Source organism: Ochrobactrum sp. Q0168, assembly GCF_016427605.1.
GTDB lineage: Bacteria > Pseudomonadota > Alphaproteobacteria > Rhizobiales > Rhizobiaceae > Brucella.
This window is the reverse complement of sequence record NZ_JAELXQ010000001.1, coordinates 745717-770616: the sequence shown is the minus strand read 5'-3', so window position 1 is coordinate 770616 and position 24900 is coordinate 745717. Positions and strand designations below refer to the sequence as shown.

Below are 24900 nucleotides of genomic sequence, written 5' to 3'. Positions count from 1 at the left end.
GCTGGCGCTAGCTGTTGTCTGTTAAAAGGATTGAAATGTCCGAGGCAACATGTTTTTGCGAAACCCCTAAACGAAATGACCAGGATATCGATTGCATGTGATGACGGTTCACCCAAGTTAACGCAAAACTGATAAGGAGGGGCTTGCGCCCTTGCTGTTTCGCCATATTCGTCTCACATGAGTGATGAAAAGTCGCGACACAATCGTGTCATTTGTTAATCGGCCATCGGTTTGGAGTTATCATGTCTAAACGTCCTTCGATTTCTTTCAGCGCGTTTGAAGCCCCTGAAAAGGGTGCCGCCATCGTTCTTGTTGCCAAAGGCGGAGGCTTCGCTGAAGAAGCGGCAAAGGCCGTCGGCGGGGCGGAAAAGATTGCGCGCATCCTCGAAATCTCTGATTTCACCGGCGCATTGGGCAAAACCGCAGAAGCAATCGAAACGACGGCCGGCGGCATCGACAAGATTATTCTCGTCGGCGTCGGCGAGCCCGGCAAGCTTGGAAATGACGACTGGCTGAAGATCGGCGGGGCTGCATTTTCGCGAATCGGCAAGTCCGAACGCGCGACGGTCACGCTGGCCCTGCCGGAAACGACGATTGCCGGTGATGAAGCGGCTGACGTAGCGCTGGGCATGATCCTGCGCTCCTACAAATTCGACCGTTACAAGACGCGCAAGAACGAAGAAAACGCCGAGCCGAAGCACGCCGCGAAGATCACCATCAACGTTGCCGACACGCACAGCGCGAAGAAGGCTTTTGAAGTGGCGGAAGCCATTTCGGATGGCGTCATCCAGGCGCGCAATCTGGTTAACGAACCAGCCAATGTGCTGGGTCCGGTGGAATTTGCCGAGGAAGCGGAAAAGCTTGAGAAGCTCGGTGTGAAGATCGAAATCCTCGGCGAAAAGGAAATGAAGAAGCTCGGCATGGGCGCGCTTCTCGGCGTTGCGCAAGGGTCAGTGCGTCCGCCCCGTCTCGTCATCATGGAATGGCAGGGCGCGAAGGGCAAGGAAAAGCCGGTCGCCTTTGTCGGCAAGGGCGTGGTGTTCGACACAGGCGGCATTTCCATCAAGCCCGCTGGCGGCATGGAAGACATGAAGGGCGATATGGGCGGCGCTGCTGCCGTGACGGGTCTGATGCGCGCGCTCGCCGGACGCAAGGCCAAGGTCAATGCGATTGGCGTGATCGGCCTTGTGGAAAACATGCCCGATGGCAATGCACAGCGCCCGGGCGACATTGTCACGACCATGTCCGGTCAGACCATCGAGGTTATCAACACCGATGCCGAAGGGCGTCTGGTGCTGGCCGATGCGCTGCACTACACCAATGATCGCTTCAAGCCGCGCTTTATCATCAATCTGGCCACGCTCACCGGCGCTGTCATGGTGGCGCTCGGTCAGTATCATGCGGGTCTGTTCTCGAATGACGACGAACTGGCGGACCAGCTTTACGATGCCGGTCAGGCAACAGGTGAGAAGCTGTGGCGTCTGCCGCTTGGCGCGGAATACGACAAGATGATCGATTCGAAATTCGCCGATATGAAGAACAGCGCCGGGCGTTATGGCGGTTCGATCACTGCTGCCCAGTTCCTGAAGCGCTTTGTCGGCGACACGCCTTGGGCGCATCTCGACGTGGCAGGCACGGCCATGGGGTCTCCCGCAAACGAATATAGCCAAGGCTGGGCTTCCGGCTATGGCGTGCGTTTGCTCGACCGCCTTGTCCGCGATCACTTCGAAAGCTAAAATCCGATTTGGAACAGTGGGATATGGCGGAGACATGAATCATATTCTCCGCCTTTCCCAAAATGTGCAGGGAAGTGCATGGCAGAAATCCTGTTCTACCATCTGACGGAATCGACACTCGACGAAGCTCTGCCGGGTCTCGTCGAGCGGTCGCTTGGGCGCGGCTGGCGCGTGACGGTGCAGACCGTCAGCGAGGAGAGGCGGGACGCTTTGGACAATCTGCTGTGGACCTTCTCCGACACGTCCTTCGTTGCCCACGGCACCGATGCGGAACCCAACCCGGAGCAGCAGCCCGTTCTGCTGACGACGACCGAAAACAATGCCAATGGCGCAACTGTGCGCTTTCTGGTGGAAGGCGCGGGGCTGGAGCAGGTCGGCAATTATGAACGGCTTGTGGTGATGTTCGACGGTCACGATCAGGACCAGCTCGATATTGCACGCGGGCAATGGAAAGCCTTCAAGGCGGAGAATCACGATTTGACTTACTGGCAGCAGACGCCGGATCGCCGCTGGGAGCGGAAAGCCTGATGCGTCCGGTTTTTGTTGCGATGATCGTGGCGGGCGTCGGGCTTGGCTTGGGCTACCCGTGGTATATGCGCCATTTCACCGGCAGCGAGATTGGCCGCTGGACGATGCTGGAAAATCGCCAGAGCGGCTTCAAGATACAGGAAATACGCCTTGAAGCGGGCGATGCGCCGGTGCGTGTATTCATCGATGCCACGCCATTGCCGGGCTATGTTCCAGCGGAACGACGGTCCGCGTTGACGCTTGCCATCAGCCGCGATGGCCAGCCGGTTCTGTCGCAGGGGCTCGATTTCGTGTCCAACAGCAGTTCGATCAATACGGACCGCCCGCAGGACGGAACGCCGCTGCGTCAAAGTGCAGGCGATATCGATCCGGTCATTCCGGGCCAATATGCGTTTCGTCTCGTTCAGGGCAATACGGACGGTCTGCAAATATCGAAGGCCGATCTGGTTCTGCGTCGTGGGGCGGAGACGCCGGACGAAACCTTTACGACCATCGGTCTGGTTCTGGGGGTTCTGGGCGTTTACGGCCTGATGCGCACCCGATTGCGTCGACAGAGCTGATCCCATGCAGCTCGTCCGCACCGTTTCAGACCGCTTGCTTTTGCTTCTTCTATCGGCTGTGCTGGCCTTTATCGCCTTGTTCCCGCTTGAGCGGCTTGGCGTTTTCGGCTCATCTTTTGAAGGATCAAGCGGATATGTCGCGATCTATTTCGGATTTCCGATCCTGACCGTCATTTTCGCGGTTCTGGCAGTCCGCTTCGCGCCAAGGCCGCTGCCGGTCTGGGTGCGCATTATCGGATGGATGCTGCTGGCGCTTGTGTTCGCTGTTGGGTTTCTCGGTTGAGGGACGGCGGATTAATCCGCCATCGCCTCTTCATATTCCGATGAAAGTTCCAGCCATTTTTCTTCCGCGCTCGCGAGCGCGGATTTCGCATCGCTCATATCCTTGTTGATGCGAATGGCTTTCTGAGGCTCTTTTTCATAAAGCGCCGGATCTTCCAGCTGATTGGCGAAAGCTTGAATCTGTTTCTGCAGTTTCTGCATCAAACTCTCGGTTTCCTTGATCTTTTTCTGCAAGGGCGCCATGGCTTCGCGCTTCTGTGCGGCAAGCTTGCGCTGCTCCGCTTTATTGACCTTCGGCCCTTCGTCACGTTCTGATACCGTTTCGCCCTTGGCGTCGGCCAGCACGATCTGGCGATACTCGTCGAGATCGCCCTCAAATGCCTTGACGCCGCCCTCGCGCACCAGCCAAAGCCGCTCCATCGTGGCCTCGATCAAATGGCGATCATGCGCGATTAGGATGACAGCGCCGTTGAAGGCGTTGAGCGCGTGGACCAGTTCTTCACGACTATCGATATCGAGATGGTTGGTCGGTTCGTCGAGGATCAGAAGGTTCGGGCCATGGAAGGTCGCAAGTCCCATCAGCAGACGTGCTTTCTCACCGCCCGAAAGATCCTTGGCCGGGGTCAGCATCTTTTCCGTCGAAAGCCCCATGCGCGCCACGCGGGAGCGAACTTTCGCTTCCGGCTCGGTCGGCATCAGCTTGCGTACATGCTCGATGGCGTTGTCTTCCGGCACCAGATCGTCCAACTGATGCTGTGCGAAGAAGGCAACTTTCAGATTGGGCGAGATGGTCAGCGTGCCGTTTTCCGGTTTCAACCGGCCAGCGATCAGCTTGGCCAGTGTGGACTTACCATTGCCGTTTGAACCGAGCAGCGCGATGCGGTCATCATTGTCGATACGCAGCGTCACATTGCGCAGCACCGGCTTGCCCGGCACATAGCCGACATCGGCGTGGTCCAGCGCGATGATGGGCGAGGCGGCCTTCTTTTCCGCATCCGGAAAACTGAAGGGCTGCACATGGCTGTCGACATAAAGCTCGATGGGCTTCAGCTTCTGCAATGCCTTGAGGCGCGACTGCGCCTGCCGGGCCTTGGTGGCCTTGGCGCGGAACCGCTCGACAAAGGATTCCATGTGCTTGCGGTGCGCTTCTTGTTTGGCATGCGCCTTTTGCTGCAATTCCAGCATTTCATGCCGCTGCCGTTCGAACTGGTCGTAATTGCCGCGCCAGAAGCTGATTTTCTTCTGGTCGAGATGCATGATCGACGTCGTGGCCGAATTCAGGAGGTCGCGATCATGGCTGATGATGATGACCGTGTGCGGGTAACGCTTCACATAGTCGACCAGCCACAAAACGCCTTCGAGATCGAGATAGTTGGTCGGTTCATCGAGCAGCAGCAGGTCCGGTTCGGCAAACAGAACCGCAGCCAGCGCCACGCGCATGCGCCAGCCGCCGGAGAAGGCCGAGGCCGGACGCCGTTGCGCTTCGGCATCGAAACCGAGACCTGACAGGATCGCGCCTGCGCGCGCTTCCGCCGAATGAGCGTCGATATCGGCAAGCCGCGTGTGAATTTCCGCAATGCGGTGCGGGTCGGTCGCCGTTTCGGCTTCTTCCAGAAGGGCTGTCCGCTCCTTGTCCGCCTTCATGACGATTTCGATCAGCGGTTCTTCCGTGCCGGGGGCTTCCTGCGCAACCTGACCGATGCGGGTGTGCTTCGGCACGGAAACGCTGCCCGTTTCAGGCGCGAGATCGCCGGTGATCACCCGAAACAGGGTGGACTTTCCCGTGCCGTTGCGACCGACGAAACCGGTCTTCGACCCGGCAGGCAGCGTCACGCTGGCATGATCGATCAGAAGGCGTCCGGCGATGCGGACGGAAATGTCATCGAGAATAAGCATGGACTGGCTTTTGCACGGCTCTGCGCATTTCCGCAAGTATCAACATCAATCAGGCGAAGCGGCGGCCGCCTTCCGTGCGCTGGAATTGTGCGAGGTCGAGCGATGGGGCGCTGGTACCGAGCCGCGTCAGGGCCGCATGGATCTGGCCGCGATGATGCGTCTGGTGATTGAACAGATGCGCGAGCGAAGGCGCAAGCCGCTGGCTCATCGTGCGCATGTCTGAAACGGTCGTATAGGTAAAGCGCCCCGCGAGCTTTTCGGCGTTTAACCCATCGGTATAGCGGCAGATGCGTTCATCCTCGGCGTGGCGCAGATCGCGCAGCGTGATGAAATTGTCGGTAATGATCGCATCGAGCTGCTTTGGATGGTCGCCTTCGCCGGTAAAGCGCTTCATCCAGATGCGGTCGGTGACCAGAAGATGGTTGAGCGTGCGATGGACCGAGCCGAAGAACAGGCCGAGATCCAGCCGGTATTCCTCGTCGCTCAGATCGGCAGCGGCGGCATAGAGCAGCTCGTTCGCCCAGCGATTATACCACGCAAACATTTGAAAATGCTGTTCCATGCAATTCCCCCACTATCTGACAGATTGAATCGGAGTGGCATTATCTATGCCTTCAAATTTGTGCCGTCTCAAGCTGCTAGGCGATAACGGATGTGTTCTAAATCCAGCCGCCTCTTGGCAATTCGGCCTATCGACGGTATAGAGCCTCACTTTTCTGAAATTTCCCAGCAAACAAGGTGTCATAATGGCAATCGAACGTACCTTCTCCATGATCAAGCCCGACGCGACCCGCCGCAACCTCACCGGCGCAATCACCGCCAAGCTTGAAGAAGCTGGTCTGCGTGTTGTCGCTTCGAAGCGCGTCTGGATGAGCCTGCGTGAAGCACAGGGCTTCTACGCTGTTCACAAAGACCGTCCTTTCTTCGGCGAACTGACTGAATTCATGTCTTCCGGCCCGACGATCGTTCAGGTTCTCGAAGGTGAAAACGCAATCACCAAGAACCGCGAAGTCATGGGCGCCACCAACCCTGCAAACGCAGACGCCGGCACGATCCGCAAGGAATTCGCCCTGTCGATCGGCGAAAACTCGGTTCACGGTTCCGACGCTCCGGAAACCGCTGCCGAAGAAATCGCTTACTGGTTCTCGGGCACCGAAATCGTCGGCTAATCCGCTCCATATGCATGAAAAAAGCCGGGCGCGAGCCCGGCTTTTTTGTATCTTCTCTCAAATCAGATCAGAGATTTTGCGCCAGTGTCGCGATCTCTTTGCCGTCCTGATCGAGAAGGACGAGTTTGCCCACCGTATCGATCTTGTATGACCGTGTTCTGGTCAGCGTATCGAGGAATTTGCGTTCCTGGTTCATGAGGGCGGGAGGGCACTGCATGTAGGTCGATCCGACTTCGGCAAAGGAAATGGTTTCGCCCGTTACCGTCGCCTTGCTGAAATAACGATTGCAGCCGCCGGAACCGCTGACGGACCCATCGGAGGTGACGGTCAGCGTGGTTTGGGCATTGTCGATGACGCCGCCGCCCTGAATGTCTTCCGCCAGCCAGTCCTTGCCTTCGATGCCGATGGACACTGCCTCGTCTGCGCTCTTGCGAACCATGACGACGCGCATTTCTATCGGATCGCCGGGGTTGGCTGGATCAATGGTGTAATTCTGGTCGTTGACGAACCAGAGCGTATCGCCAGCCGTGATGCGGGCCTGCAAGGCGTAGGTGTGACCGGGCTGGATCTGGTCGGTGTCGAAATTGATCGCGAAGGGGATCGGCGATCCCTGCGCGGATTCGATGCGCGTTTCGGCAATCGTCTTGGACGGCGCATCGGCGAGCGAGATATCTGCAAGCTGCACCGTCAGCTTGGCTTCCGGCGGCAGGGCAATGCGTTCGCGATACATGACCTTGCCACTGACTGTTTTCTCCGCAGCAATGCTGCTCGTCGGCATGGACGTGGTCAGGAACAAGGCTGCGCCACCAAGCGCGCCAAGGCCGACCACGAGTGCCGCAGCAATGGAAAGAGTGCTCTTCAGTAGTTTTCGCATTCTTAAAGTCCGAAACCTCGTTCCTGCACAGTCGGGAATATTCTCCCAATGTGACAGTGTTGCCGTGCCCGTCGCTCCGTCCGCGATCCGCGTCTGACAGGAGCTTGATTCACTCCGCAGACAATAATGAAATCTTCATGTGAAAATTGTGGCAGCACAAGTAAGTGCCACCCAAATTACCGTTTATTTTAGGGGTTTAAATAGTTAATTCGTGCTTAAAGAGAAACAGAGTTTTCTGCAAATAGATCAAGGTGCTGAACGGGCATCAAGTATTTTGCGATTTGTCCCATCGCTTTCGACTTAATTCGTCGTCATCCTTGGCTGCGACCCAACCATCGGCAGTGCCGTCAGCGAGATGTTCGCGCTTCCAGAACGGTGCGCCGGTCTTCATGAAATCCATGAGAAAAGAGGCTGCTTCGAAAGCGGCAAGGCGGTGGGCCGAAGCGGTTGCAACGAGTACGATATTGTCGCCCGGTTTGATCAGTCCGTAGCGATGAATGACGGATATGCCCAGAAGCGGCCAGCGCGCCATTGCCTGCTCGGCAATGCGCCCGATTTCGGCTTCCGCCATGCCCGGATAATGTTCGAGTTCAAGCGCGGAGAGGCGACCATTTTCATCCCGGCAAAGTCCGGAAAAGGTGACTATGGCCCCGATATCCTTGCGCCCGCCGCGAAGCTTTTCAACTTCGGCAGTCGCGTCGAAGTCTTCTTCGCGAACGCTGACGAACAGCGGGCAAATCGGTTGCCCGCTCATCTCAGCCACCCGTCATGGGCGGGAAAAGAGCAACCTCGTCCCCGTCCTGGATGAATTCGTGGTGTTCGGCATGTTCCTGATTGATTGCTGCGCGGATAACGTCGCCATGTTCGAAAGCCGCTTCATATTCTTCACCACGACTTTTCAACGCGCTTATGAGTTCGCCGACCGTCACTTTCGGGGAGGGGAGGACGATGAGATCTTCACCCTTGCCGATTTTCTCCCGCACCCAGGCAAAATAGACGACTTTGACGCTCACGAGCTTAATCCATTACGTGCTTGAGACCTGCGCGGAAATAATCCCAGCCCGTATAAAGCGTGAGGATCGCCGATATCCAGAGCAGGACGATGCCCAGTTCCGTTACATAGGGCATGATCTTATCACCGGCAGGGCCAGCGAGCAAAAACGCCAGTGCAACCATTTGCGCCGTGGTTTTCCACTTCGCAAGACGCGAAACCGGAACGCTGACCTTGAGTTCTGCGAGATATTCACGCAGGCCCGAAACCAGAATTTCGCGGCACAGGATGATGATTGCCGCCCACAGGGTCCAGCCTGCAATGGTGCCATCGGCAGCCAGAAGCAGCAGAATCGCAGATACGAGAAGCTTGTCTGCGATCGGGTCAAGCATGCGCCCGATCGTCGAGGTCTGCTTCCAGATACGAGCAAGATAGCCGTCGAAGAAATCGGTAATGCTGGCGACCGCAAACAGGCCAAGAGCGGTCCAGCGTGCGAAGTCGCTGGATTCAAGGCGTCCCTCCACAAAAAAGCACAACACCACAAGCGGCACGGCGACAATCCGTCCGTAAGTGAGGATGTTGGGCAAGGAGAGGGTATGTTTTTTCTGCATTGTTCCGCCGTAACCGTTATTTTGTGCACATGAACAGGGATGATCAATAAAATCAACACTTGTGCAGGTGTTCTGCTCGGACCTTATGACGCTGCCGCGCAAAAGCGCATCAAAATTGTGTCACCGGTCACGAAAATGGCCGTGAATGGTGCGTGCCATCGCCTCTGATATGCCGTCGATCTGCATCAGGTCTTCCACCGCCGCCTGCGAAACCGCCTTTGCCGTTCCGAAATGATGCAGCAAAGCGCGTTTGCGTGACGGACCGATTCCCGCAATCTCATCGAGCGGATTCTTGACCATCTCCTTCTTGCGCCGCGCGCGGTGGGTGCCGATGGCAAAGCGGTGTGCCTCGTCGCGCAGGCGCTGGATGAAGTAAAGAACGGGATCGCGGGGCGGCAGGGTGAAAGGCTGTTTGCCCTCCACGAAAAACCGCTCACGTCCTGCTTCACGGTCCACCCCCTTGGCGATGCCGATTGCATTGACGAGATTGGCGATACCCATTTCATTGAGAATCTGACGCACAGCCCCCACTTGCCCCAGTCCACCATCGATGAGAATCACATCGGGCCAGGCCGGAAAACTGTCGTTTACTTCAGGCGTTTCAAGGCTGTCTGGGGTGGGCGCTTCATCCGGGGCGCCATGCTCTTTCACCAGCCTTGAGAAACGACGCTCGATCACTTCGCGCATCATGCCAAAATCGTCGCCCGGCGTGATGTCGGTCGAGCGGATATTGAACTTGCGATACTGGTTTTTGACGAAACCTTCCGGCCCCGCGACAATCATGCCGCCGACGGCGTTCGTGCCCATGATATGCGAGTTATCGTAGACCTCGATGCGGCGCGGCGTGCGCGCAAGGCCGAATGTCTCCGCCATGCCTTGCAACAGACGCGCCTGCGACGAGGTTTCGGCAAGCCTGCGGCCCAGCGCTTCGCGGGCATTCGTCAGTGCGTGATCGACGAGATCCTTTTTCTCGCCGCGCTGGGGCACATTGACCTGCACCTTATGACCGGCGCGGGTGGAGAGCGCCTCGGCGATGAGCGCTTGTTCTTCCACGGCCTCGGACAAAAGTACAAGGCGCGGGCAGGGCTTGTCGTCATAGAATTGTGACAGGAAGGCGCCCAGAACTTCCGCCGGGCCAAGCGAGCTGTCGGCCTTCGGATAATAAGCGCGGTTGCCCCAGTTCTGGCCGGTGCGGAAGAAGAAGACCTGAATGCAGGTCATGCCGCCTTCCTGATGGATGGCGAAAACATCGGCTTCCTCGACCGTCTGCGGATTGATGCCCTGATGCGACTGGACATGCGAAAGTGCTGCCAGACGGTCGCGATAGACCGCAGCATGTTCGAAATCGAGATCGGCGGACGCGGCCTGCATGGCGGTGGCCAGATGGTCTTTCACCGACTGGCTCTTGCCTGACAGGAATGCTTTGGCTTCGGAGACCAGCTCTCCGTAATCCGCATCGCTGATTTCGTGCGTGCAGGGGCCGGAGCACCGCTTGATCTGATAGAGCAGGCAGGGACGCGTGCGGCTTTCGAACACCGAATCGGTGCAGGTGCGCAGCAGGAAGGCGCGTTGCAGCGCGTTGATCGTGCGTCCCACAGCGCCTGCTGACGCGAAGGGGCCGAAATAGTCGCCCTTGCGCGAGCGCGCGCCACGATGCTTGAAAATGCCGGGCGCGCGATGATCGCCAGTCAGCAGGATATAGGGAAACGACTTGTCGTCGCGCATCAAAACGTTGAAGCGCGGGCGCAATCTTTTGATCAGATTGGCTTCGAGCAGCAGCGCTTCGGTTTCCGTGCGCGTGACGACGAATTCCATCATCGCCGTCTCGCGGATCATCCGCACGATGCGATTCGAATGGGCTATGCCGCGCGCATAATTGGAAACGCGTTTCTTGAGATTGCGCGCCTTGCCGACATAAAGCACGTCACCACCGCTGTTGAACATGCGATAGACGCCGGGATTGTTCGGCAGGCGTTTGACAAAGGCGTTGATGATATCCTGACCGCTAAGCCCTGCCGTATCCGGCAGTCCATCGGACGAATCCCACTGGATCTGGTCGGCTATGGAAGGTGCGGCGACAATTTCGGAACCGGTATCGTCGCTGTCGTCATCATCTTCGGCTTCCGCGTCGCCAATGATAATACCGGCCACGTCCTGCTCGTCGTCGGACGGCAGACTGGACCCGGTATCGTCATGGTTTTTGCGGTTGCCGCTCATTCCGTGATTCCTGCAATGTCGGGGGTTTCCCATGCCAGATGCTGCCCGCCATCGAGCGCGATCATCTGGCCGGTAATGGAACGATTCTCCCAGAAGTAACGCACCGTACGCCCAAATTCCGGCAATTCTGGCGCACGCTGCAAGGCGATCTTGCTGACCTGTCGTTCAAAATCGCCCGGGCGCTGCCGTTCACTCGGCAAGGTGGGGCCCGGCGCGATGGCGTTAACGCGAATGCGCGGGGCCAATGCCTGCGCAAGCGTTCGGGTCGCATTCCAGAGCGCCGTCTTGGACAGCGTATAGGAGAAAAAGTTCGGATTGAGCTTCCAGACCCGCTGGTCGATCACATTGACGATCAACCCATCGGTTGCTTCCGGCAAGGCCTTGGCCATGGCTTCGGAAAGAATGACCGGCGCTTTGAGATGAATCGCAAAATGCCTGTCCCACAACGCCATGTCGAGATCACCAACCCGGTCATCCTCGAACAGGGAAGCATTGTTGACAAGCAGGCGGATGGGGCCGATCTGACGCTCGGCTTGGGCAATGAGACCGCGCACATCCTGTTCGGATGCCAGATCGGCCTGAACAACACAGGCTGTGCCGCCGCGCGCCATAATGGCGTCGGCCAGAGCCTGCCCTTCGTCGATGGAACGGTTGCAGTGGATCGCAACAGGGAAGCCATGGGCCGCGAGGTATTCGACAATCGCCTTTCCGATGCGCCGCGCGCCGCCCGTCACAAGAACCGGACATTTGGCAAGCTGGCTGACTTCCTGATCGTTCAACACGGTAAACACTTTCTTATCGAGATTCTCACGTGATTTTCATGCCATTTTGCTCATCAAATTGCATCCATTAATAGCGCCAGATGGCTCGGCTGCTGACAAAATCGTAGCAATTTCAGGTGCTTCTCGCAGCGAGCGGGTGGGTTGATTGCCCCGCAACAATCCGCACTTGCTGATATAGTCCCAAATGCTTGGCGTTGCGAGAATGCAACATCGCATTTTTGCCATTTTCTCGACTGGTTTTCTTCACAGAAGCGGGCATTTCGTGCCGCAATTACCGACGATACCTCCTCCCCATCAGCACGGCATGGGCAGTTTACTCCCAAAACGCTGCCCGCCCGATAAGGGACCGTGTCAAACGTAATTGTGTAAGGAGAATGCTATGCGCACTCTTAAGTCTCTCGTAATCGCCTCGGCTGCGCTGCTGCCGTTCTCTGCGACTGCATTTGCCGCTGACGCCATTCAGGAACAGCCTCCTGTTCCGGCTCCGGTCGAAATGGCTCCCCAGAACACCTGGGCTGGCGGCTATACCGGTCTGTACCTCGGCTACGGCTGGAACAAGGCCAAGAACGACTACGTCGGCACCATCAAGCCTGACGACTGGAAGGCTGGCGCTTATGCTGGCTGGAACTTCCAGCAGGACCAGTTCGTATACGGTGTTGAAGGTGATGCCGGTTACTCCTGGGCCAAGAAGTCCAAGGAAGGTCTGGAAGTCAAGCAGGGCTTCGAAGGCTCGCTGCGTGCACGTCTCGGCTATGACCTGAACCCGATCATGCCATACATCACCGGTGGTATTGCTGGTTCGCAGATCAAGCTGAGCGCCAACGGCGACGACGAAAGCAAGTTCCGCGTTGGTTGGACGGCTGGTGCCGGTATGGAAGCCAAGCTGACCGAAAACATTCTGGGCCGCGTTGAATATCGCTACACCCAGTTCGGTAACAAGGACTACGACATCGACGCCACGACCGTTGGCAACAAGCTCGACACCCACGACATTCGCGTTGGTCTGGGCTACAAGTTCTAATTATCTGATAATTGAACACGGAAAACCGGGCAGGCGACTGCCCGGTTTTTTTGTTGTCCGAAGTTCTCTTCGCGGACAGCTTGCCCTTCAATAGCCTTCCTGCCGTGCGGTATTGACCAGCCAGAGAAATCAACGCGCTAGGGAAACCGTTTCACAATAAGGATCGCTTATAAGCCATGAGAAAAACTACCGTTTTCGCCTTGAGTGTCGCTGCCGTCGCCAGCCTGTTGTCCAGCGTATCCGCAAAGGCTGCGGGTGCGTTAAGTGAGAAAGAAATCAGGCATCTGGTCGATGAAACGATCAAGCCGGTCATGGCCGAGCACAAGATTGCCGGAATGGCGGTGGCCGTGACGGCTGGCGGTGAGACCTACTTTTTCGGCTATGGCGTCGCCTCGAAAGAAAGCGGGCAGAAGGTGACCAAAGACACGATCTTCGAGATCGGGTCTGTTTCCAAGACCTTCACTGCGACGCTCGGCGGGTTGGGGCTCGCGGACGGCGCGTTCAAACTGGGCGATCCGGCGACGAAATACGCGCCTGAACTGGCAGGCAGCAGCTTCGACAAGGTCTCGATGCTCGACCTTGGCACCTATACGGCTGGCGGTCTGCCTTTGCAGTTTGCAGACAGCGTCACCGATCATCAGACGATGATCGACTACTACAGGAACTGGAAGCCCGATTATCCGGCGGGAACACAACGGCGTTATTCGAATCCGAGTATCGGTCTGTTCGGTTATCTCGCTGCCCAAAGCATGGGCGAGCCCTTCGACAAGGTGATGGAAAACAAGCTTATTCCGGCATTTGGTCTGAAGCATACATTCATCCAGGTGCCTGAAAGCCAGATGTCGAACTATGCTTATGGCTATTCGAAAGCCAACAAGCCGATCCGCGTGTCTCCGGGTGCATTCGACGCGCAGGCTTATGGAATTAAGACCACTGCACCGGATCTGATTCGCTTCGTGCAATTGAATATGGACAGCGCATCGCTTGACCAGTCGATGCGAGAGGCTGTGGCGGCCACGCATACCGGCTATTACAAGGTTGGCGACATGACGCAGAGCCTCGGCTGGGAGCGTTACACCTATCCGCTGAGTCTGAAAACGCTGCTTGGTGGCAACACCTCCGACATGGCGATGAAATCGCATAAAATCGAAAGGCTCGATCCGCCCATGCAGCCGTCAGACGACATGCTGCTCAACAAGACCGGTTCGACCGGCGGCTTTGGAGCCTATGTGGCCTTTGTGCCAGCTAAGAAGATCGGCATAGTGATGCTTGCAAACCGCAATTATCCGAACGAGGCGCGTATCAGGGCCGGTTACCGCATCCTGAAGGCGCTGGACGGCAATCGCTGATCGATAAACGCAAACGCCCCGGATAGCGGCAGCCATCCGGGGCGTTGATAGTATACCGCCAGAGTTAACCCTGCGGCAGCAAAGCCGCCAATTCTGGATGCAATTCCTGATAACGCTTGATCCAGCGCTTGAGCTTCGGACGTCCGCGCTCCCATTTGCCATCGAAACGCAGCGCGAGATAACCAAGCGTTGCGGCAACGGCGATATGGCCCGCATGCAGCTTGCCCGCCAGACGCGGAGGCGCTTCATTGAGCAGGTCAAGCGCACGTTCTGCCTTGCGCCATTGCAGATCAAGCCATGGCTGGTGGATTTTCTCGTCCGGGCGCATGCGGCGTTCGTAGACATGCGCGAGGAGAACGTCAGCCAGACCATCAGCAATGGCTTCATAACGCTCTGCATCGGTGCGCTTTTCCGCATTGCGTGGGAAGAGCTTGTTGCCGGAAACGCGGTTCAGATATTGCGTGATGGCGCGGCTGTCAAAAACTGCCTTGCCGTCGTCCGTGACGAGGGTTGGAATCTTGCCGAGCGGATTGGCGGTGATGAGGTTTTCCGGCTCAGCCGAGGTATTCACGACTACGCTTTCAAAAGGGACGCCTGCGTAATGTGCGGCCATACGCACCTTCGCGCTGTAGGGCGAAGCGGGTGAATAGAGAATCTGCGTCATGTTTGATTCCTGAGAATGAAGATTATTGGGTTGCCGGCATCATGACCGAACGGCTGCGGCAGGAGTTGTTATTGACCTCCTGGCAGGCGCGAAACTGAAGATCCTTCGTCATGCAGATGCGCACTTCCTGAAGATAATTGCGCTGGCAGGTGACGGAAATGCCGTTGGCCTTCATGCCCGGATTGGCAGCGATGAAAGCGTTTTCAACGAGCGTCGGATCAACCCGTCGATTGCCGCTCACGCTACGCAGGCTTGGCGGAATATTTACCTGATCATAGGCTTTGCGCAGCGTATCGAAATAATCGCTCTGGGAGAGGCCGGAACAGCTTCCGTGCTTGCGCCATTCATGGCCGATCAATCCGGCAGCAGGCATGATGTCGGAAAGGCTTGAAATGATTTGGCGCGGGACATAGCCGCCGCGGCTTCGATCATTGTCGAGCTGGCAATTGGCCGGATAGCCCCATTCATTCTGCGGCCACAGACCATGGGCGACGAAACCGAAAGGCCGCTGCGTGTTGCATTGCTGCTTGTTGGCGCGACGGCCCTCCGACGCGCAATAGCTCGGCGACCATGAGAGCGACAGCACATAGAAGTCGAAATCTCCAGGCACATCGCCGCCGTCGCGGTCGTCAGCAAGGGCGGGCCCCGTCAGCCCTGACAACAATGTCGCCATCAGGGCAACCGAACGCAAAGCGCTTGAGGCAGCCGCCAGTCTTCGCAGCATATAACCTCCGGTCAGCGGAGGACGCGGCAGCTTGGCGCGTCGTAGACATACCAGCGGTCGAAGCCTTCGACGCAGAATTCCACGTTGCGGCCCACCGATGCAAAGCCCTGGCCTTCTTCAACCAGATACCAGACCGAACGATACTGGCCGTCGCTCAAAACGGCAGTGGCCTTGCAATAGGTGCGTTCGATCTCAGCCGGGTTGGTCTTCGGCTCATAACGGGTGAGGCGCACATCGCTCATGGCGGAAATGCCGACCTGCGGCAGTTCGGGAACGTGACGCACCTGATAGCCGAAACGCGAGACCACCCGGCGCAACACGCTCTGCTGGTTGCAGACGGTGTTGTCGACCACCGCTGGAGCGGACTGAATGTAATCGGCAGCGCTGGCGGGCAGGGCTGCAAAGGTTAGCGGCAGGACGGAGGCGGCGAAGAGGGCGGCCCGCGAAAAGCGTCCGAAGCGATCCAGTTTGCCCGAGGTAAGTTGCATGTCTCTATCCTGTCCCAAAATGCTCGCGCGAAGCGCGCGCTTATGTCTGTGATAGCCGAAGCTTTGCTTTGCGCAGTTTCTTTCAGCACGCGGCGGCGGTCAAGTGCGATCCGTCTCGCCGCGTATCCACCGAACACCGAAATTGCTACCCTTTTCTTCAGCCAGCACTTTCGTAAGGGTGGGAAGCAGCGTTTGCATCTCACTTTCGAGTGTATAGGGCGGATTCACGACGATCATACCGGTGCCGTCGAGGCGCGGTTCGGATGAGGGCGGGCGAATCGCCAGCTCGATCTGCATGATCTTTGGAATTCCGGTTTCATAGAGCCGTTTTGCGAAACGCTCGGTTTCCTTGCGATCCTTCACCGGATACCACAGCGCATAGGTGCCGCCGCCGAAGCGCTTGTGCGCCTTGGCGAGACCATCCACCAGACGATCAAATTCACCTTCCATTTCGAAAGGCGGATCGACCAGCACGAGGCCGCGCTTTTCCTTGGGCGGCAGATGCGCGCCCATTGCCAGCCAGCCATCGAGTTCAATGACGCGCACCTGATAATCGCCGTCGAAACGCTTTGCCAGTTTGGCCGCATCCTGTGAATGCAGTTCCAGCGCTGACAGGCGGTCCTGCTTACGTAACAGATGTCGTGTCACATAAGGCGAGCCGGGATAGTGGCGGAGCTTTCCGTCCACATTCACCGCGCGCACCGCATCGAGATAGGGCGCCAGCAGTTCGAGTGCCGCCGGTTCGATCTGGCCTTTTTCCACCGCGTCGACAAGGCGGTGAATCCCGCCCGTCCATTCGCCGGTCTTGCCTGCTTCGACACCTTTCAGGTCGTAAAGCCCGATGCCCGCATGGGTGTCGATGACGCGAAAGGCCTGATCCTTGCGCTTCAGATAGTCGATAATACGGGCGAGGATGACGTGCTTGACGACATCCGCGAAATTTCCGGCGTGATAGGCATGACGATAGTTCATGATCGCGCTTGTTTCACGGCTGGTCGCTTTCGGCAAGAGGATACGAATTTCCGATTCGCCTTGGCTGTCATAAATGTGACATACAGCGGTCACCAACCGCATCTTCACCTGAGTCGAGCTTGCAATGTCCGGTGGCGTCCTTCTGATCGTCCTCTTTGGCGCGTTTCTTCACGCGAGCTGGAACGCTATCGTCAAGGGCAGCGGCGACAAGTTTTTCGCAGCCGCTAGCGTAACCGGCGCTGCCGGTTTCATCGCCCTTTTCATCGTGCCATTTCTGCCTATGCCGAATGCGGTCAGCTGGGTCTATATCCTGATGTCCACCGTCACCCAGACTTTCTATATGTCGCTGGTGGCGGCGGCCTATAAATCCGGCGATATGAGCGAGGCCTACCCGATCATGCGCGGCACGCCGCCCTTGCTCGTCGCGCTGGTCAGTGCGCCGCTGGTCGGCGAGGTCATGGGCTGGAAGAGCTGGCTTGGCATCGTGTTCATCTGCTCGGGTGTGTTGGCCATGGCGCTGGAAGCAAGGCGGCGCAATCGCGGCACCTCCAGCCGCACGGCCATTCTGGCGCTGACCAATGCCGGGTTTATCGCCGGTTACACGATCATCGACGGACTTGGCGTGCGGGCGTCGGGTGCGCCGCTTTCCTATACATTGTGGCTGTTCGTCATCAATGCCGTGCCGTTGGCGGGCTGGGCGCTCTATCGCGAGCCGGATCGTTTCATCAGCTATATGCGCAATCGCTGGCGTCCGGCGCTGATTGGTGGTGTGGGAACGCTCGGTTCCTACGGACTGGCGCTCTGGGCAATGACCATGGCGCCGATTGCCGTGGTGGCGGCCTTGCGTGAAACAGCCATCCTGTTCGGCATGATCATTTCTGCTGTGGTGCTGAAGGAAAAGGTGGGCTTGCCGCGCTTTGCGGCGGCGGCACTCATTGTGCTGGGTGCCATCACACTTCGTCTCTCTTAGCAGCTCTCTGTCGAAAACATATTTCGCCCTCTGAGCGCATGCGGTAATAAAGAAATATGAACGAGCAAGTTTCCATTCCCAATACCAAAATCGGCCATTCGGCTTGCCCGCATGACTGCCCATCCACATGCGCGCTCGATATCGAGCTTCTGGACGAGCGCACCATCGGTCGTGTGCGCGGTTCGAAGGACAATAGCTATACGGCTGGTGTGATCTGCGCCAAGGTCGCGCGCTATGCCGAACGCGTTCATCATCCAGACCGCCTGAAACACCCCTTGATACGCTCCGGCGCTAAGGGTGCGGGCGAATGGAAACAGGCGTCATGGGAAGCAGCGCTTGATCTGATTGCCGAACGGTTTTTGAAAGCCGAAGCCGAATATGGCAGCGAAAGCGTCTGGCCTTATTATTATGCGGGCACGATGGGGCTCGTTCAGCGCGACTCCATCAATCGTCTTCGCTTTGCCAAGCGCTATTCCAATCAGTTCGACAGTTTTTGCACCAATATGGCATGGACTGGCTATTTCGCCGGAACGGGAAGCCTGATCGGCCCCGACCCGCGCGAGATGAGCAAGGCCGATGTGGTGGTGATCTGGGGCACCAATGCCGCCGCCACCCAGGTCAATGTCATGACCCACGCCGTGCGGGCGCGCAAAGAGCGCGGTGCGAAGATCGTCGTCATCGACATTTATGCCAATGCGACGGTGCGGCAGGCCGATATGGGCATTGTGCTCAAGCCGGGCACGGATGGCGCTTTCGCCTGTGCGGTGATGCATGTGCTGTTCCGCGACGGCCTTGCCGATTGGGATTATCTGGAACGCTACACCGACGATCCGAAGGGACTGGAAGCGCATCTCAGCACCCGCACGCCGGAATGGGCGTCCGCCATCACCGGTCTGAGCGTTGAGGAAATCGAAGCCTTCGCGCATCTGGTCGGCAAAACCAAGCGGACCTATTTCCGCCTTGGCTATGGCTTCACGCGCCAGCGCAATGGCGCGGTGAATATGCATGCCGCAGCGTCGATTGCCTGCGTGACCGGTGCTTTCCTGCATGAAGGCGGCGGCGCGTTTCATTCGAACGCCAGCATCTTCAAATTCGACAAGCGCGAGATTGAAGGCCGGGCGATGCAGGACAAGACCATCCGCTTCCTCGACCAGTCCAAGATCGGGCGCATCCTCACCGGTGATCGTGAGGCGCTTTATGACGGCCCGCCCGTCATGGCGATGCTGATCCAGAACACCAATCCGATGAATGTAACGCCGGAACAGCGTCTCGTTCGCAAAGGGTTTGCGCGCGAGGACCTGTTCGTCACCGTGCACGAGCAGTTCATGACGGATACGGCCACGATGGCCGATGTCGTGTTGCCCGCCACAACATTTCTCGAACATGACGATATTTATCGCGGCGGCGGCCAGCAGCATGTGGTGCTCGGGCCGAAGCTGATTGAACCTTTAGCCGAGGCGCGGCCGAATATTTTCGTCATCAACGAGCTGGCCAACCGGCTTGGCGTTGGCCATCTTCCGGGCTTTTCTGTCGATGAGCGCACGCTGATCGACAATATGAACGCCAAGAGCGATCTGCCGCATTTCGACGAACTGAAAGAGCGGCGCTTTATCGATAAGCAGCCGCCTTTCGAAGAAGCGCATTATATCAACGGCTTCAAATGGCCCGATGGTAAATTCCGTTTCCGTCCCGACTGGACCGGAAGCCCTGCGCCGGACCGGCCACCGGAAGTCATGGGCCTGCAAGGTGAGTTCCAGTCGATCCCGGAATTCCCGGATTATTGGGAAGTGATCGAAGTGGCCGACGTTGAGCATCCCTTCCGGCTTGCGACCTCACCGGCGCATAATTTCCTGAACTCGACTTTTGCCGAAACGCAGACCTCGATGGCCAAGGAAATCCGGCCTGAACTGCTGATCCATCCGGACGATGCGGCGGAACTGGGCATTGCCGATGGCGAGCGCATTGAAATCGGCAATCATCGCGGCGAAGTGGTGCTGCATGCCGTGCTGCGCGCTGGTCAAAAACGCGGCGTGGTGGTGTCGGAAGGCATTTTCCCCAACTCGTCCTTCGAGCGCGGCGAGGGGATCAATACACTGATCGGCGCGGAGCCTGCCGCCCCTTATGGCGGTCTTGCGGTGCATGACACCAAGATCTGGATTAGAAAACTGGGCCGAGGAGCGACACTCTGCGGTTAAGCTACTAAGTGCTCTTTTCCCTCGTCCTTCGACAAGCTTAGGATGAGGGGGAAGCGTGGTGACCAGACCAGGTTAGAGGCCATCAAATTCCAACAAAAAGCCGCGCCGAATGTCTTCGGCGCGGCTTTTTCGTAAAGCAGGCTAACAATTAACCGGCGTAGTTCAGCTTCAGCTTGGACACACCCACAGCTGCATTCAGACCGCGCTGGCCTTGTACCGAAATCGGCTGCAGCGAGATCGTCTTCCACGAACCGCCGGTCAGAATGTTCGTGCCGAAACCGACGCCGATCGCTGCATTAGCCGAAGCGCCGACGTAACGGCCCTTGAGCGCGCCTTCTGGACGAACGGTCGGAGCCCAGACAGCCCAGGCAACAGTTCCGCCATTGATGAAGCCGACGTCGACGCCGAGCTTGGTGATGGTGCCCGTGTAATGTTCCAAAGGATTACCACGGCGCGCAGGACGGAATACACAATCAACTTCCTGCTGGCTGCCGATGATCACACCGATCGCCGGGGAAATGTCGCAGGTGAGAGTGCCGACTTCCGAGCGCGGCTGCGTGCGACCTGAAGCGGGAGGAGCTACGTAGTCTGCTGCGATGGCGGGAGCGGTGACAGCAATGCCGGAAAAGACGGCCATTGCAGACAGGAAGGAAGTCGAAAAACGGAGAGACATGATCTTGTCCTCTTCTTGAACACATATTGAAAGAGACGAATCTGAAAGCCTCGTCTCAATAACGGGGATTGCCGAAGCAAGTTCCGTTACAAAAGCGAATTAGAGCTTTTTGCGGGAGATTAAAGTTTTATTAACAAAAAACTTGGGATGTGATGAATTTGTCGCGCGTAAGCGCGCTTAGGCGCTCACGAGCATAGCGTTGGCTGGCGACGCATCCTCGTCCTTCTGGCCGCTGGCAAACTGTCGCAGAACAAGCGGATAAATCCGATGTTCGGCTTTCAAAACGCGTGCCGCCAGCGTGTCGGCGGTATCGCCGTCAACGACCGGCACGGCTGCCTGAGCCAGAATAGGGCCTTCATCCATGCCTTCCGTCACCAGATGCACGGTGCAGCCTGCAAGCTTGACGCCTGCATCGATGGCGCGCTGATGCGTGTGAAGACCGGGAAAGAGCGGCAACAGGGAAGGGTGGATATTGAGAATGCGTCCTTCATAGGGCGCGATAAAACGCCCGGACAGCAGCCGCATATAGCCAGCAAGGCAGAGAAAATCGGGTTCCAGCGTAGCCAATGCGGCGAGGATGGCATCTTCATGCTCGTCCTTCGACGCAAAATCCTTGCGCGTGAAAACCTGCGTGGCGATACCGGCGGCCCGCGCTTTTGCGATGCCGCCTGCTTCTGCCTTATCCGAAAAGACCGCGACGATTTCCGCCGGGAAGTCGGGTGTCTGCGCTGCCCGGATCAGCGCCTCCATATTGGAGCCGCCGCCGGAGATGAAGATGACGACCCGTTTGCGGCTCATAGCGCGAGCGTGCCCTTATAGACGACGCCGTCCTTCTCACGCGTAATCATGCGACCGAGCGTGACGACCTGTTCGCCTTCAGCGACGAGGGCTGCGACCACTTCGTCAACCTTTTCAGGCGTGACAACGGCGATCATGCCGATGCCGCAATTGAAGGTGCGCAGCATTTCGACAGGCTCCACGCCGCCAGTTTTGGCAAGCCAGGAGAAAACCGGTGGAACGGCGATGGCACTCAGATTGACTTCGGCAGCCAGACCTTCCGGCAGAACGCGCGGAATATTGTCGGGGAAACCGCCGCCGGTGATATGCGCCAGCGCCTTGATACCATCGGAAGCGCGGATGGCTGCAAGCAGCGGCTTCACATAAATGCGTGTCGGAGTGAGAAGCGCTTCGCCCAGCGTCGAACCCGGCTGGAATGGCGCGTCGGACTTCCAGCCGAGGCCGGACAGTTCAACGATGCGCCGCACCAGCGAGAAGCCATTGGAATGAACGCCGGATGAGGCGAGGCCGAGAATGATATCGCCTTCGGCAATATCGCCGCGCGGCAACAGCCGGTCGCGCTCTGCTGCACCAACGGCAAAACCGGCCAGATCGTAATCGCCGTCGCGATACATGCCGGGCATTTCAGCGGTTTCGCCACCGATCAGCGCCGAGCCAGCCTGACGGCAGCCTTCGGCGATGCCTGCAACGATGTCGACGCCCTGATCGGGCGACAGCTTGCCGGTTGCATAATAATCGAGGAAGAAAAGCGGCTCCGCGCCCTGCACGACCAGATCGTTCACGCACATGGCGACGAGGTCGATGCCGACCGTATCGTGCTTGTCGGCGTCGATGGCGATCTTCAGCTTGGTGCCCACGCCATCATTGGCGGCGACCAGAACCGGGTCTTTGAAGCCTGCCGCTTTAAGGTCAAAGAGACCACCGAAACCGCCGATTTCGCCATCCGCCCCGGGGCGGCGCGTAGAACGCACCAGCGGCTTGATCTTTTCAACCATCAGGTTTCCGGCATCGATATCGACACCTGCCTGCGCATAGGTCAGGCCATTCTGGCCGGCGAGCTTGTTTTCCGAGGTCATACCGCGCTCCAAATCCTAATCGAGTTTAGACCCTTGCGCGCAATGACACGAGATGGCTTTGCCCGCAAGGTCATGAAGCGGGAAAAGCGCAAAACCCTGGTGGATTCTGCCCAGTTTTTCGAATGACCGGCCATGTTCGTGTCAATACAGATGTCTGTTGTGCTGGCTTTGCATTTCGCACAGTCCGGTCTACTCTCGAAAAGGAATGAGCCGTGCATCAGCGATAAGATGACGGTAATGCAATTCAGATATTGTTTTGCCAGCAGGTCTTTGCAGAGAACGGAACCATATGGTCAAGAAACCGACGCCGACACGCCAGACGAGCACCAAGACGGATACGAACAAGGCGGCTGGCAGCAAGATCATTCGTCAGACGGACGCCGTCGCCTCGGACGGCAATATCCACGTCAATGTCGAAGTCGGCAGTTTGACGGGAACGACGGTCCGGCGTCAGGCGATGTTCTGGGTCGCGACAATGGCCGTGTTCGTGTTTTTCCTGGTGGTATTCAGCTCGGTTCTGCTGCCCTTTGTGGCGGGCATGGCTCTGGCTTATTTCCTTGACCCGGTGGCTGACCGGCTTCAGCGCTTCGGCCTGTCGCGTCTGACGGCAACCGTCGTCATCCTGCTCGTTTTCCTGATTGCGCTTGTCGTCGGCCTGATGATCATCGTGCCTATTCTGGCAACGCAGCTTGCCGATTTCATTTCCAAAGTGCCGGGATATATCACCCAGTTGCAGTCATTGCTCGCCAATGAGAACTCGCAATGGCTGAAGAAATATATCGGCATCGACAGTTCGGTCATTCAGCAAAATCTCAGCGCGCTGCTTCAGCAGGGTGCTGGTTTCATGACCACGCTGCTTCAGTCCCTGTGGAATTCGGGGAAATCGCTGATCGATATTGCAGGGCTTTTCGTGGTTACGCCGGTGGTCGCCTTCTACATGCTTCTCGACTGGGACCGCATGGTCAACCGCATCGATTCCTGGGTGCCGCGCGCGCAGCTTCATACGGTGCGCCAGATCGCGCGCGAGATGAATGCAGCGGTTGCAGGCTTTATTCGCGGGCAGGGCACACTCTGCCTTATTCTGGGCACCTATTATGCCCTCGGACTGACCCTTACAGGGCTCAATTTCGGCCTGTTGATCGGCTTTTTTGCCGGTCTGATCTCCTTCATTCCCTATATCGGCTCGTTTGTCGGTTTGGCACTCGCTATTGGTGTGGCTCTGGTGCAGTTCTGGCCGGACTGGATCATGATCTGCGCCGTTGCGGCGGTGTTTTTCATCGGCCAGTTCGTGGAGGGAAACATCCTCCAGCCCAAGCTGGTCGGCTCGTCAGTCGGCCTCCATCCGGTATGGCTGATGTTCGCTCTGTTCGCGTTCGGTTCACTGTTCGGCTTCACCGGAATGCTGGTCGCGGTGCCTGCTGCGGCAGCAGTCGGGGTGCTTGTGCGTTTTGCCTTGAATCGCTATCTCAATTCACCGATGTACGATCCAGCCTTTCGTCGTCGCGACCCGGACGCGGGACCGCTGATCGAGGCAGGCGAGAATGCAGGCCCGAACGCAGGCAGAGACAAATGAGACTGAACCGCAATCTGGATGGGTGTGCGGGAGGCAGCGATGCGTGACGCCCCGCGTCAGATTCCGCTGAATCTCGAACACCAGCCCGGTTATCACCGCGAGGATCTGATCGTCACGGGCTCAAACCGTGCGGCGGTCGACCTTATCGACCGCTGGCCGAACTGGGTGTCGCCGGTGACGATTCTGGCCGGGCCTACCGGTGCGGGCAAGACGCATCTCGCAGAAGTCTGGCGCGCGGGCACGGATGCGCTTCTGGTCGATCCAACACGCATTTCAGATGAAATCGTGCAGGCTGCGGCAGAGCGCGCCGTGCTGATCGACGATATTGGCGGCGCGCCCTTCGATGAAACGGGGCTGTTTCACCTGATCAACAGCGTTCGCCAACATGCAGCGCAGGGTTTCGGGCCGTCACTGTTGATGACGTCGCGCCTGTGGCCCGCGAACTGGAACGTAAAGCTGCCCGATCTCGCATCGCGGCTGAAAGCGGCAACCGTGGTTGAAATCGCCGAGCCGGACGATCTGCTGCTGTCGGGCGTCATTCATAAGCTCTTTGCGGATCGTCAGGTCAGTGTCGAGCCGCATGTCGTGACCTATCTGGTCAGCCGGATTGAACGCTCGCTTCTGTCTGCGATTCAAATCGTCGATAAGCTTGACCGGGCAGCACTGGAGCAGAAGTCCCGCATTACGCGGGCGCTGGCGTCACAGGTGCTGGCCGATACTGATGGCCAAACAGGCGACAAGGCAGGCTGAC

General features: G+C 57.9%; 26 protein-coding genes. 11 read left to right on the top strand and 15 right to left on the bottom strand.

What is annotated here, in order from left to right; genetic code table 11:
• The first annotated feature begins 242 nt into the window (after positions 1 to 242).
• The 4 genes from JAU75_RS03750 to JAU75_RS03735 all read left to right on the top strand — a co-directional run bounded on the left by JAU75_RS03750 (position 243) and on the right by JAU75_RS03735 (position 3107).
• The gene (locus tag JAU75_RS03750; RefSeq protein ID WP_199054680.1) at positions 243 to 1736 is read left to right on the top strand and encodes a leucyl aminopeptidase; all 1494 of its coding nucleotides are present in this window, start codon (positions 243 to 245) and stop codon (positions 1734 to 1736) included.
• Between the two features lie 78 nt (positions 1737 to 1814).
• A complete protein-coding gene (locus JAU75_RS03745) occupies positions 1815 to 2264 on the top strand; it encodes a DNA polymerase III subunit chi (protein WP_199054678.1) in 450 nt (149 codons plus the stop codon).
• A complete protein-coding gene (gene bspB / locus JAU75_RS03740) occupies positions 2264 to 2824 on the top strand; it encodes a type IV secretion system effector BspB (protein WP_199054676.1) in 561 nt (186 codons plus the stop codon). The genes JAU75_RS03745 and bspB overlap by 1 nt, the downstream gene beginning before the upstream one ends.
• A gap of 4 nt (positions 2825 to 2828) precedes the next feature.
• Positions 2829 to 3107 carry a hypothetical protein gene (locus JAU75_RS03735; protein WP_199054674.1) on the top strand — a complete coding sequence of 93 codons (279 nt, stop codon included), beginning with the start codon at positions 2829 to 2831 and terminating at the stop codon, positions 3105 to 3107.
• An 11-nt stretch (positions 3108 to 3118) separates the two neighbouring features.
• Here the strand turns inward: JAU75_RS03735 and JAU75_RS03730 are convergent, their stop codons facing one another.
• Positions 3119 to 5002 (bottom strand): ABC-F family ATP-binding cassette domain-containing protein, encoded by a 1884-nt coding sequence (locus JAU75_RS03730; RefSeq protein ID WP_199054672.1) that lies wholly within the window; start codon positions 5000 to 5002, stop codon positions 3119 to 3121.
• A 49-nt stretch (positions 5003 to 5051) separates the two neighbouring features.
• Positions 5052 to 5564 (bottom strand): DinB family protein, encoded by a 513-nt coding sequence (locus JAU75_RS03725; protein WP_199054671.1) that lies wholly within the window; start codon positions 5562 to 5564, stop codon positions 5052 to 5054.
• 184 nt (positions 5565 to 5748) lie between these two features.
• Between JAU75_RS03725 and ndk the strand changes: the two genes are divergently transcribed.
• Complete coding sequence (ndk, locus tag JAU75_RS03720) at positions 5749 to 6171, top strand: nucleoside-diphosphate kinase (RefSeq protein WP_199054669.1); 423 nt, start codon at positions 5749 to 5751, stop codon at positions 6169 to 6171.
• 67 nt (positions 6172 to 6238) lie between these two features.
• Here the strand turns inward: ndk and JAU75_RS03715 are convergent, their stop codons facing one another.
• The 6 genes from JAU75_RS03715 to JAU75_RS03690 form a co-directional block, all read right to left on the bottom strand.
• Complete coding sequence (locus tag JAU75_RS03715; RefSeq protein WP_199054667.1) at positions 6239 to 7045, bottom strand: YbaY family lipoprotein; 807 nt, start codon at positions 7043 to 7045, stop codon at positions 6239 to 6241.
• Between the two features lie 265 nt (positions 7046 to 7310).
• A complete protein-coding gene (locus JAU75_RS03710) occupies positions 7311 to 7799 on the bottom strand; it encodes a molybdenum cofactor biosynthesis protein MoaE (RefSeq protein ID WP_199054665.1) in 489 nt (162 codons plus the stop codon).
• Between the two features lies 1 nt (position 7800).
• Positions 7801 to 8058, bottom strand: coding sequence for a molybdopterin converting factor subunit 1 (gene moaD, locus JAU75_RS03705; RefSeq protein WP_199054663.1), 258 nt, complete (start codon positions 8056 to 8058; stop codon positions 7801 to 7803).
• Positions 8059 to 8062: 4 nt separating this feature from the next.
• Positions 8063 to 8647 carry a CDP-diacylglycerol--glycerol-3-phosphate 3-phosphatidyltransferase gene (gene pgsA / locus JAU75_RS03700; protein ID WP_199054661.1) on the bottom strand — a complete coding sequence of 195 codons (585 nt, stop codon included), beginning with the start codon at positions 8645 to 8647 and terminating at the stop codon, positions 8063 to 8065.
• A gap of 120 nt (positions 8648 to 8767) precedes the next feature.
• Entirely contained in the window at positions 8768 to 10864 is a 2097-nt protein-coding gene (gene uvrC, locus JAU75_RS03695) for an excinuclease ABC subunit UvrC (protein WP_199054659.1), read from the bottom strand.
• A complete protein-coding gene (locus JAU75_RS03690; protein ID WP_199054657.1) occupies positions 10861 to 11646 on the bottom strand; it encodes an SDR family oxidoreductase in 786 nt (261 codons plus the stop codon). Before JAU75_RS03690 ends, uvrC begins: the two co-directional genes overlap by 4 nt.
• 379 nt (positions 11647 to 12025) lie before the next feature.
• Between JAU75_RS03690 and omp25 the strand changes: the two genes are divergently transcribed.
• Both omp25 and ampC read left to right on the top strand, forming a co-directional pair.
• Entirely contained in the window at positions 12026 to 12667 is a 642-nt protein-coding gene (omp25, locus tag JAU75_RS03685) for an outer membrane protein Omp25 (protein ID WP_199054655.1), read from the top strand.
• A 176-nt stretch (positions 12668 to 12843) separates the two neighbouring features.
• A complete protein-coding gene (ampC, locus tag JAU75_RS03680; RefSeq protein ID WP_199054654.1) occupies positions 12844 to 14016 on the top strand; it encodes a class C beta-lactamase in 1173 nt (390 codons plus the stop codon).
• A gap of 64 nt (positions 14017 to 14080) precedes the next feature.
• On the opposite strand, the gene JAU75_RS03675 is transcribed toward ampC, so the two are convergent.
• From JAU75_RS03675 to JAU75_RS03660, 4 genes are all read right to left on the bottom strand, one after another.
• Positions 14081 to 14680: a glutathione S-transferase gene (locus tag JAU75_RS03675; protein WP_199054653.1), complete on the bottom strand. Its 600-nt coding sequence runs from the start codon at positions 14678 to 14680 to the stop codon at positions 14081 to 14083.
• Between the two features lie 22 nt (positions 14681 to 14702).
• Positions 14703 to 15404, bottom strand: coding sequence for a ribonuclease T (locus tag JAU75_RS03670; protein ID WP_199054652.1), 702 nt, complete (start codon positions 15402 to 15404; stop codon positions 14703 to 14705).
• A gap of 11 nt (positions 15405 to 15415) precedes the next feature.
• Entirely contained in the window at positions 15416 to 15892 is a 477-nt protein-coding gene (locus tag JAU75_RS03665; RefSeq protein ID WP_199054651.1) for a phage portal protein, read from the bottom strand.
• Between the two features lie 99 nt (positions 15893 to 15991).
• The gene (locus tag JAU75_RS03660) at positions 15992 to 16864 is read right to left on the bottom strand and encodes a 23S rRNA (adenine(2030)-N(6))-methyltransferase RlmJ (protein WP_199054926.1); all 873 of its coding nucleotides are present in this window, start codon (positions 16862 to 16864) and stop codon (positions 15992 to 15994) included.
• Positions 16865 to 16988: 124 nt separating this feature from the next.
• On the opposite strand from JAU75_RS03660, the gene JAU75_RS03655 reads away from it, so the two are divergent.
• Entirely contained in the window at positions 16989 to 17834 is an 846-nt protein-coding gene (locus JAU75_RS03655) for a DMT family transporter (RefSeq protein WP_199054650.1), read from the top strand.
• Between the two features lie 56 nt (positions 17835 to 17890).
• Positions 17891 to 20029, top strand: coding sequence for a molybdopterin oxidoreductase family protein (locus JAU75_RS03650; protein ID WP_199054649.1), 2139 nt, complete (start codon positions 17891 to 17893; stop codon positions 20027 to 20029).
• A 148-nt stretch (positions 20030 to 20177) separates the two neighbouring features.
• Here the strand turns inward: JAU75_RS03650 and JAU75_RS03645 are convergent, their stop codons facing one another.
• The 3 genes from JAU75_RS03645 to purM form a co-directional block, all read right to left on the bottom strand.
• On the bottom strand, positions 20178 to 20702 hold the full coding sequence (locus JAU75_RS03645; RefSeq protein WP_199054642.1) for a DUF992 domain-containing protein: 525 nt from the start codon (positions 20700 to 20702) through the stop codon (positions 20178 to 20180).
• A 177-nt stretch (positions 20703 to 20879) separates the two neighbouring features.
• Positions 20880 to 21500 (bottom strand): phosphoribosylglycinamide formyltransferase, encoded by a 621-nt coding sequence (gene purN / locus JAU75_RS03640; protein WP_199054640.1) that lies wholly within the window; start codon positions 21498 to 21500, stop codon positions 20880 to 20882.
• Positions 21497 to 22576, bottom strand: coding sequence for a phosphoribosylformylglycinamidine cyclo-ligase (gene purM, locus JAU75_RS03635; RefSeq protein WP_199054638.1), 1080 nt, complete (start codon positions 22574 to 22576; stop codon positions 21497 to 21499). Before purM ends, purN begins: the two co-directional genes overlap by 4 nt.
• A gap of 289 nt (positions 22577 to 22865) precedes the next feature.
• Between purM and JAU75_RS03630 the strand changes: the two genes are divergently transcribed.
• Complete coding sequence (locus JAU75_RS03630) at positions 22866 to 24149, top strand: AI-2E family transporter (protein ID WP_199054636.1); 1284 nt, start codon at positions 22866 to 22868, stop codon at positions 24147 to 24149.
• Positions 24150 to 24188: 39 nt separating this feature from the next.
• Entirely contained in the window at positions 24189 to 24899 is a 711-nt protein-coding gene (gene hdaA, locus JAU75_RS03625) for a DnaA regulatory inactivator HdaA (protein ID WP_371836104.1), read from the top strand.
• Position 24900 lies beyond the last annotated feature (1 nt).